Annotated in this window: 6 protein-coding genes; all 6 read right to left on the bottom strand. The window is 46.1% G+C overall.

Annotated elements, in window-relative coordinates; genetic code table 11:
• Nucleotides 1-1,150 (bottom strand): TonB-dependent receptor (locus ABWY16_RS12345; protein WP_353904949.1); only part of this gene is annotated, 1,150 nt, incomplete at its 3' end.
• Between the two features lie 131 nt (nt 1,151-1,281).
• A complete protein-coding gene (locus tag ABWY16_RS12340; RefSeq protein ID WP_353904948.1) occupies nt 1,282-2,088 on the bottom strand; it encodes an FHA domain-containing protein in 807 nt (268 codons plus the stop codon).
• A 6-nt stretch (nt 2,089-2,094) separates the two neighbouring features.
• Nucleotides 2,095-6,048, bottom strand: a complete 3,954-nt coding sequence (locus ABWY16_RS12335) for an FtsW/RodA/SpoVE family cell cycle protein (protein ID WP_353904947.1) — start codon at nt 6,046-6,048, stop codon at nt 2,095-2,097.
• Nucleotides 6,048-7,565, bottom strand: coding sequence for a PP2C family protein-serine/threonine phosphatase (locus ABWY16_RS12330; protein ID WP_353904946.1), 1,518 nt, complete (start codon nt 7,563-7,565; stop codon nt 6,048-6,050). Before ABWY16_RS12330 ends, ABWY16_RS12335 begins: the two co-directional genes overlap by 1 nt.
• 3 nt (nt 7,566-7,568) lie before the next feature.
• A complete protein-coding gene (locus ABWY16_RS12325) occupies nt 7,569-8,549 on the bottom strand; it encodes an FHA domain-containing protein (RefSeq protein ID WP_353904945.1) in 981 nt (326 codons plus the stop codon).
• 17 nt (nt 8,550-8,566) lie between these two features.
• Nucleotides 8,567-9,952: a serine/threonine-protein kinase gene (locus tag ABWY16_RS12320; protein WP_353904944.1), complete on the bottom strand. Its 1,386-nt coding sequence runs from the start codon at nt 9,950-9,952 to the stop codon at nt 8,567-8,569.
• Between the last annotated feature and the right edge of the window lie 83 nt (nt 9,953-10,035).

Raw genomic sequence — 10,035 nt, 5'->3', positions numbered from 1 at the left:
CTTTGATCTGCGAACTGATATGTGCTTCAAAACTCCGGTTATTTTCCAGGTCGATATTGTATTGATAATCACTGTAGACGACCGAGGTGTTCGAGAAAAGCTTCGGGTTAAACTCATGGTTCCATCTGAGCGTTCCGGTTTTATTGCCCCAGTCTATTCCAAACAGTCCGCCGAGGCCCAGTTTATCCTGCCCGAGGTAGCCCGACAGGAATATTTTATCATGCGCTGTCAGCTGGTAACTGGCTTTAAGGTTAACATCGTAAAAGTACAACGTGCTCTTTTTAGCTACAGAGTCGCTGCTTAGTTTCAGAAAGAGATCTGCATAGGTGCGTCTGGCGCTAATCAGAAAGGAGCCTTTGTTTTTGACAATTGGCCCCTCCAGGGTAATCCGGGAGGCAATGATCCCCAGCCCTCCGTTTACGCTGACCCTCTGGTTGTTTCCATCATTCATTTTCACATCCATTACCGAGGATAAACGACCGCCATACTGTGCAGGTGTATTTCCTTTGTACAGGGTAACGTCCTTGATCGCGTCGGAATTGAATGTAGAGAAAAAACCCAGCAGGTGCGAAGGATTGTATACTACTGCTTCGTCCAGCAGCACCAGATTCTGATCTGCGGCACCGCCCCTCACGTAAAAACCGCTATTGCCTTCGCCTGCCGCCTTTACTCCTGGCAGCAGCTGGATAACTTTGATAAGATCACGTTCCCCGAAAATCACAGGGACCTTTTCGATCTCTTTCATGCTCAGCCGCTCCACACCCATTTTTGCGGATTTAAGCTGCTCGTCCCTCCCGGAGGAGGAAATAACAACTTCTGCCAGCGCATTGTCCTGTTTTGTGAGTGCAATACGGAGTTGAATATTTTTACTGAGCAGTACATTCCTCGAATCAGGCACGTACCCTACCGCTCCAATGAACAACCGGTAACTTCCATCTGGTGCTGTAAGGGAGAAAAACCCGTAATCATTGGAAACTGTACTGAGATGAATATCACCGGCATGCTCAACGCGGATTGTTGTTCCAATCAGTTGCTCCCCGGTTCCGGCATCTTTGATATAACCACTGATCGTATGTTTTGCCTGTGCGCTGATTTTGCAGATACTGAAATATAAAATTACCGGCAAAAGGTACAGTGTTTTTGTGATCATATTAGGAGAGCCATCACCGCGGATGCCTGACCTAAACTAATGAAAATTAGCACAATTTCACAAATACGAACAGCAGAAATGTATTTTATATATGACAGGTCTTCCGTTCTGCATAATAAAGCACTTGCCTGTCAGCTGATGGTAAACTCCAGAATAGCCGCATCACCCAAAATGACCTGATCGCGGTCTTTCAGAGGATAACCAACTACTGTGGAATTCAGTTTATTGACAGATTCATCCTGCGCATTTCTGATTTTCGTTTTATTTCCCGGAGGCACACCACCTTCATCAGCGTATAACTTAAATGATGCAGACGCCGCATCCCATTCAATATGGGCATGCTGCCTGCTGATATACTTATTACTTTCATAAGCCGGGTTTTCCGGAAAGGCGATATGGTTAATCCTCATAGATCCGTCGTTTGCCTGGATCTGCGCTTCGCGGCCAATATTCAAACGTTTTGTTTCTCCCGCTTTCAGTACGTATTCATCCTTTTCTGCTTTGCCCTTCAGTATTTTCAGCGTCGCATTGAAAGTTGCTGCAGCATAACCTGAACCGGCTGCTTCAGATCCGGATGCTGCCTGTGCTGCAGACATGATCAGTTTCAGCCCTGCCTTGATTTCATTTGTTCTGAGTATGCCTGCCGGCAGCTCATCTTCAAATTGCAGTTTCAGCTGCCAGTCGCCCGGCAGGTCCAGCGCAAAGTTATCTGCAATACGCTGAATATCTGAACGTAACCTGTCTGTATCGCCGTTGTATAACGCGGCTTCGTATAAAAATTTTTCCTCTTCTGCGGGTGACACAAAAAGTGAGATCGTCTGCAATGATGTTCCTTCGCCACCATCAAGCTGCTGCAATTCTTCTTTGATAAATTGCAGGACTGCGTCCCTGATCCCTTTGGCATCAAGCTTACTGTTCTTCTTAAAAAAATCAAACATATCTTATCAATTTATACTTTTCATATATCCCTTTTGTACCAGCAACGGGATGACCACATCTGCAGCCAGTTTTACCGCCTCCGAGGAACCTTTGGTAGCTTCAATACGGATGCAGGTTACGGTATATCCTCCGGAAGCGTTGGGAGCGAAAAACACGTACCATCCATCGTTTACCTTTTTACCCCTGACCATTCTTTCGGGGGTACCTGTTTTACCTGCTACCGACAAACCAAACAAGGCTGCTTTACCGGCGCTCTGTTCAATCATGTACTGCTTCAGCAAACCTGCATATGCAGGATCTTTAGCCAGGGTTATCCCCCCGCTGCTGTTTACAGTTGAATCATTGAGCTTAAGCACATACCTGTTAGGCACCAGCGCACCCTGGTTAGCAATTGCAGACGCGAGCCGCGCCACAGCCGCTGGGGTAGCGATAAGTTCTCCCTGTCCCCAGGCCATTCCGGAAACTCCGGTAGCCCTGTTTCTGTAGATATTCTGAGGGTTGTATGCACTTTTAAATTCAGTTCTGCGCCACAGGTCAAACCAGCGGTTTTCCTGATCAGCATCCGCCTGTTTCCTTCCGTAATAATACCCTCCGGCACCATGCAGAAACATCCCTGTTTTAAGGTACAGTTCGCCCATCGGCTCTGCAAGATGCTGTTCGTTTGCCAGTTTGATAAAGTACACATTATTAGACTTAACAATAGCCCTTTCCATATCGATATTACCGGTTTCATCCGGTTCCGGTCCTCCGCTTCTGATTCTTTCATTGGCTTTTACCAGATAAGTCTGCTGTGCTGCTTTCCCGCCTAATTTATTGAAGGCTGCCATCGCCGTTAACAACTTAGCTGTAGATCCCGGCTGGGTAGCGACTGTAAAACCCAGGTCCGCCGTTGTTGTCCAGCCTGCGAGTTTGTTCTGGTCAGTTCTGCTCATTGTCAGCTGTTCCCAGTTTTTTACCGGTGGCAGGGGATAAACCGCTGAAGCGAGTACATCTCCGGTATTGGACGTCATCACAACTACCGAAACCCTGTTCTGCTTTACAGCAGGATCTGCAGCCAGTGCCTGTTGCAGATGTGTTTGCAGATCAGCATCAACACTTAGTTTCACATCCCTGTTCCGTTTCTTAAACAGGGCAATCTCATTGGTATCGAGCCCGGAGATCAGTATCCGGCTCAGTGCCGAGAAATCTCTCCTGACCACCATCATTTCTTTCGGGCCTCTGGGCAAAAAGCGGTCCTCGCGATAACGTGAGGCAATTAAGTTATAACTTGACAAAGGCATTTTAAATCCCCTGAGTTCTGCGGCATGTTCATATTCTGCAAAGTAGCCGTTGATCCCTCCATTGAATACCCCGGTATTGGCATCACCTGTCCAGAAAAACAATTGTTCTTCAAAAGGATAATAGCGGGATACCCTTCTGTGCTGTGCAGAATCCAGGTCATAGGTTGCTACCCCGGCTTCACGCAGTTTCTGCTGCTGCTTTTTTACGAGTTTAGGATCACTTGTAGCCAGTAACAACCCAGCCCGGTCATAAATATTTCCTGCCTGCAGTTTTTTCATCAGTATCCCAATCCTGGGATTGTAACTGAACATCCGGCTACCTGCCTTGTCGGCCACCAGCGCAGGTTTGATCACCCAGGGCTGATTGTTAAAACTATATCGCGAGACATTCACCAGCAATAGAACAACACCAATACATGCCGCAAGTAAGGCCGGAACAAGGTTTTTATCCTGCTGCTGCGTAATGTATTTCATCTGTCCTTCGGTACCTTTAACTGATGAGGCAGAAAGCAAAAAGCCTGCTGCGACGAAATTAATCACCAGTGAGGAGCCGCCATAACTTTCAAAAGGAAGGGAAACCCCTGATAGAGGCAGTGCTCCTACTGAACCGCCTGCAATCAGCAGAAACTGTATAAATGTACAAATCCCTATTCCGGCACAACAGTAGAAAAGAAAGGGTGTGCCCGTCTGCCGTCCGATAATGATCGCCCGGTGCAGGTAAAGCAGGAACAGCCCGAAAACACAGGCCATACCCAGCCAGCCAAAATCTTCGCCTATGGCGGGCAGGATCATATCCGTATGCGCTTCGGGAATAGTTTTCGCAAAACCTTTGCCTGTACCCTGACCGCTGAAACCGCCGGTGGATATTGCCCAAAGCCCGTTTGCTACCTGATCGCCCCCATAAACTTCATTGTCCCAGGCATCCTGCCATATTGCTTTACGGTCGCTCAGCCTTTCTACCGGGCCGGGCACAATTTTACCGAGGTAAGGGATTTTATCTATTGTAAGGAATGCCGTGATAACCACTAAAGCCATGACAGCAGATTCGCTGATTGTCTTCTTTTTGAAGAGATGATAAAGTGCCAGGATAGCAAAAGTGATCAATGCATCGAGCCATACATTTTCTATGAACCAGGCCACCAGAATATATAAGATGACGAATGCCGCCATCTCCATAAAATCACCTCTTGAGAACGAAAACAGAATGATAAAGGTAAAACAGATCACGATAGCCGGACCGAGATCCCCCAGGAGCAAAAACAGCAGCAGTGTACATAAAATTGCGGCAAGTGCAAATGAAAAAAATGACCAGCGTTTTTTCCAGCTGGAATAGGCTGCGATAAACTGTTCGTTGAGCGCGAAAAATCCCGCCAGAAAAAGCACCACAATGTATTTTACCACTTCGCTGGGCTGTATACCCAACAAATTTACTTTTACACCGCTTCCTTCCGGCCCTGCCCCAAAAAGCAGGGTGACTGTCAGTAATCCAATCGCCATAGCGATCCAGGGCCATCCGTTGGCCGCATCACGCTGATTGGTAAAAACAAACAAGCGGTAAAGTTTGGAATCTGCCGTAAACCGCCGCAGGTTAAATGCAAGCAGTATACAAATTCCTGCTATCCCAAGATACAGGTAAAGTACAGAGTCTGCCACCAGGAAACGATCCCGTACAGGATCCTGTAAGCTTAGCAGTGTCAGAAAAGAAATTCCTGTCAGCAGCATCAGCAGGGGCAGAATCACCTGGTCTGCCCCGGAAAAACGGAGAGACAATAGTATGTGAATAAATAAAAAGCCCAGCAGCAGGGCTCCTGCAAAAGTCCAGTAATATAATTTGAAATCTTCAGGTGTACGCACAATCAGGGCACCTTCATTTTTTAGCGTGTTGAAATCCTTTGATGAAAGGAGCCTTATCCTGTGGATGGCTTCTGTAAAATTTAAAGTCTCATTACCGTTTAGTGTCTGCAGGCCTTTTACCTGTCCGAATTCTGCACCGGGTTTTAAGGGGATCACCTCATATGCTCTGTCTTCAGGCAATCCGGTAAATTCGTAATGTCCATCCTGATCAGTTCGCGCATAGGCGGTAAAAGACTTTGTATCAATGCTGTCAGCCGGTATTATCGTAGTTAATCTAACGAGTACTCCCTGCACTTTGCCCCCGTCGTTCTTTATTTCACCTCCAAGCTCCCCTTCTCCACTATGCATATCCTGAACGGAGGGCAGTGCCGGAGGAGAAACCAGCTCCTGTTCAAAACGTTTTTCATCTTCACCTGTAAAGCCCAGTAAGGCTCTTGAAACAGCCACCCGTTTTCTGAAGGAGAGCCCGCCGAACTGTGCAGCTTTATCCGCTGAAACATTGAATTTCCTTTTATTCAGGTCGCCAATATTACTGAAATTATCCTCCTGCTGTTTGGCTGCTATGACTGAACCGATCAGGTCAATGTCAGTGGGATCTTCAAAATAGTATCCCTTTGCCAGCATTGCTTTCAGGGCATTGGCCGGGTCGGGGGCATTCAGGTTCACAATTGTTCCTGCTGCCAGGCCCTTGTCCACATCTTTCATGCGCTCCTGCAGCACGGCAAAAAGCTTAAAAAATGCAAAAAGCAAAAGCATGCCGATCAGCAGGATGCTGATACGTTCTTTTAATCTCCCACCGGAGGTGCGCTGTTGTTTGTCCATCATTATTTCTTTGCCAGCGAATCTGCCTGGAAAGCACGTTTAGAAACCCTTCCGTTCACAAATGAGTGGTCCGGAAATTCAAATAATACCTGCAGCGGGTATTTACAATTGTTAAATTTTACGTTTTTAAGATCCAGTACGTTCCTGTAGGATACAATCCCGGTTTCAAAATTATCGAGCACCAGCTGGTCGATCACGATATATTTGCAGGCTGGCGATAAGATCAGCGCAGGACCTGTATAAGCAGAATCAGGCTGAAAAACCACGTCCCCTTTGGTTTGAATAATCAAGGTATCTCTATTGATGCTGAGCGCTCTGCTCAAATGCACCGGGCCTTTAAAAAGTTCAGCTGAAAGTATTAAAGTATCGCTTTTCAGATTTGCCAGTGTATCGCTGATCAGTTTTTCCTGCGGGTTTACAGCGATAGCGGGAATTGGGTTAAGGGTACCTGATGGTTTGAGTGCTACCGGCGGACTGCTGAAAAATAGCCAGGCTGTACTTGCGAGCAGCAAGAGACAGGCTATTGAAAGGATAATCACCAGGTTATTGGGCCCTGCCTTCTCTGCAACAAGCTGAGTTTTTGGCTGCAGAAATGGATTATTTTCCTGGTTCAGGGATTTGTCAGGTTCAACATGCGGCTGCGATGTTTCAATTTTCCCCAGCGGTTGCGCAGTGGCATCACTTTCTTTCGGAACTGGTTTTACCAAAGGCACATCATTGGCACCCTGCGAAAAGAGATCTGCCAGTGGCCGCGATACCGGATGTGAAACCTGTGGCTTATCATTCCTGGCCAGCACAACGGTAATGTTATCATTTCCTCCAGCTGCGTTTGCCTCAGCTATCAGCTTTTCAGCCCTTACCTGTAAAGAGCCGGGCGAAGCCAGTACCCTGGTAATGAGCTCGCGGTTGATCATATCTGTTAAACCATCACTGCAGAGCAGGATCAGGTCTCCGGGTAAAAACGGGGATGAACCGGTCTCAAAGTAACTTTCAGACATCTCTCCCTGACTTCCCAGTCCCAGTGCCTGATTGATGACATTTCTTTTCGGATGCTGCATTGCGGCTTCTTCGGTTATCCTTCCTGAGTCTTCCAGGAAACCTACGGGCGACTGATCATTTGATAGTTTAATCAGGGAATTATCCCTGAAAAGATATAGTCTGGTATCACCCACATGGATGTAATGCAGCAGGTTATTCAACCTGTCGATCACCGCTACAGTGGCCACACAGGCCATCGCAGCAAGTTGCTGATCTTCCAGTTTTCGGGCAAAAATTTCTTCATTTGCCAGGTTAAAGGCGATTTCCAGCTGGGTAAGCACATCAGATCCGATTGTAGTCATTTCAGATAATACTACTTCCTTCGTCAGCGCAGCGGCGACTTCCCCGCCCTCGTAACCACCTACCCCGTCTATCACCCCTGCGATCATGAATTGTCCGTTCATCACCTCCTCGGCAATGAAAACATCTTCATTATTATTCCTCACCTTACCGGTGTCTGTAATGCCAAACAAATAATTCATCGCTTAAGGTTTAAAAATGTTTATGCCAATAATGCCGTTGAGCAGGATTCTGGAGTTAAACGGAAGTTCTGTCCAGTCAGGTTGGTTGATACCGCTGCGGGGCACTTCTACTTCATTTACTATTGTCTTTTCACCAAAGGATGCCAGGTAAAACTTAGCATCCGAATGGTTGTAACGGATACTCAGGTGCGGCGTGTTTACCCAATCGGACGGAATGATAAAAACATCAGGTTCATTTCTGCTTTCGTCTTTGCCTGAAACAATAACTTCATCGTTCTTCATCAGGTACTCTACTTTCTTGCCTCTGAAATTCTGGTCAGGCATGATTGTTTCCAGTCTTGCGAAAGCTTTCTGTCCTGTATGGTTTGCAACTGTGGTACCGCCTGAATTACTATCGCTACCGCCCGTGGTCGCAATTGCATGAAGGTCGTAAGGCATTTCATAATATCCTTCACTGTAATACGTAAATCCGTTCAGTATCTCCTGGTTCACATCCAGTGTTTCTGCTACACCTGTCTGGCGCGGAATAAAGGTTACGCGCAGGTTTTCATTTTTCTGGCTGCTTCCCGGCAGCAATTTCCCAATAAATCCTTTGTCTCCCCTTTCGTAGTCCGGATGAGACACCAGCCGGAATACCCATTTGGAACTCGAAGGTTCAACGGTTTTCCCGGATTTGCGGTATTCTTCAAGCAGCCGATAAAAATGGTTTACCGATTCGTGTACGATAATTCCAAAAAGCCCCTGTTTGTGTGCCAGAAACTCTTTGTAATCTTCCTCATTGAAACAGATGATATATTCATGATAAAAGACAATGCGGTTTGCAAAAGAAAGCTCTGCAATTGAATCTTTAAATTTCTCAAGGATATACTTATATACTTCATCAGGAGTTAAAGCCTTAGCCACCTGTTTTTTTTGTGTTTTTTCTGAAGGAAGGAACAGGTCCTGCAGACCTGTTTTCTTCCAAAATGTCGGTTTTTCTGCCATCGAATTCAATTTGTAGCTTAAAAATTCACGGTTGTATCCAGGTCCATAACTGTTGTGTCAGGCGCTGGCTGCGGAACAGGTTTTAGCTGTGCCGGCCTTGATTCACCTTCATAATAACTTCTGTCTGTAGTATCAATTGCTGTTGTGTCTTTTTTCTTGTCCCAGGCATATCCCTTGCGTCCGGATCTTACTGTAGTGTCTGGACTTACCACCTGATCTGCATGAGATCTTCGCTCAGGCTGCTCAGTGGTTCTGAAAAGCAGAAAATAACTGAGAAAAGCGGCCATCAAAACCACACTCATCACCAGTACAAAAAATACCGGTTTTGAAATTACCACCACACTGTTATCAATTTCCCCGGGCTGTACTGCTTCTTCCTGATAATTGAGAAGCAGCGTTTGCAGCCTGTCGTTTTCCATCTGCAATAACGAAGTATCATTTGCTGTTCTGCTAACTGCATCCGGATTTTGCCTGCCGTAATTAAAACTACCAGCTTCAGAAATACTGCTTTTCACAATAGCTTCCTGTAGTTTTACGCCATCAGCATACCTGTTCTGAGGGAGTTTTTCCAGGCATCTGCTGATAATGTTCAGCAACCAGGATGGCACCTGCATCTCATGTTTCTGTTTGGCTTCCGACCAGCTTTGCGGCAGGTTTTTCATTCTCAGCTCCAGAATATCAGGTACTGCGAGTTCCAGATGTCCAACCAGCACATCGTTTCGTGATTTTTGTCCGTTGTCAGTTAATGGAAAAGGCACCTGTCCGGCCAGCAGTTCATAAAGAATCACCCCATAACTGTAAATGTCTGTCTCAAATAACATTTGTCCTTCGCTCTGCTCGGGTGCCATAAATTCAATTGCACCTGCATGTCTTATACTGGTTCTTCTCTGCTCATCAGACATCGCCGAAAGCCCAAAATCCAGCAACACATAGTTGCCGGTATGGATATTAAATTTTACGTTGTTACTTTTGATATCACCATGTTTTACGGTAACTTTATGGCAGTGTGCCAGGGCATTTGCCAGGTGATCGGCCACTTTAATGACCTCTTTAATAGTAAATATCCTTTCATGTGGTTCTCTGAGCAGGTCTTCCAGATCCGGTCCGTCAATGAATTCCATCTCAATAAAAGGAAAAGAACCGCTTTCGGTAATTCCTGAATTCAGGATCTTTACCACATTCGGGTTAGGCTCCTCATTTACTTTCTTTAGTTTTTCTACCTCGTTTTGAAAACTCCTGAAGTTCTTATCCTCAGTGTTTTCCATATGAACTGGTGTAGGCAGCAGTTTTACTGCGGTAATAATGGGCCCAAATCTTCTGCCCTTATATACTGAGCCCTGCCCGCCTGTGCGCAGGGCGCCCATGTTCTCCAGACCTTCAGTAATTGTAAATACTTTACTCATTTAGCTAATTCTACACTGTATGTGGGCAACAATACTACAATTATAGTTCCAAGGATCGGTAATTGAAGTTTCCCTCTAATTTA

Source organism: Pedobacter sp. (assembly GCF_040513095.1).
Classification (GTDB): domain Bacteria; phylum Bacteroidota; class Bacteroidia; order Sphingobacteriales; family Sphingobacteriaceae; genus Pedobacter.
Note: the sequence above shows the minus strand (reverse complement) of the source record. Positions and strands in the feature narration are given on the sequence as shown.

Bases quoted from the DNA above. Each gene is read 5' to 3' on its own strand.
- ABWY16_RS12340 (WP_353904948.1), bottom strand. From the start codon at position 2,088: ATGTTTGATTTTTTTAAGAAGAACAGTAAGCTTGATGCCAAAGGGATC.
- ABWY16_RS12335 (WP_353904947.1), bottom strand. From the start codon at position 6,048: ATGATGGACAAACAACAGCGCACCTCCGGTGGGAGATTAAAAGAACGT.
- ABWY16_RS12330 (WP_353904946.1), bottom strand. From the start codon at position 7,565: ATGAATTATTTGTTTGGCATTACAGACACCGGTAAGGTGAGGAATAAT.
- ABWY16_RS12325 (WP_353904945.1), bottom strand. From the start codon at position 8,549: ATGGCAGAAAAACCGACATTTTGGAAGAAAACAGGTCTGCAGGACCTG.
- ABWY16_RS12320 (WP_353904944.1), bottom strand. From the start codon at position 9,952: ATGAGTAAAGTATTTACAATTACTGAAGGTCTGGAGAACATGGGCGCC.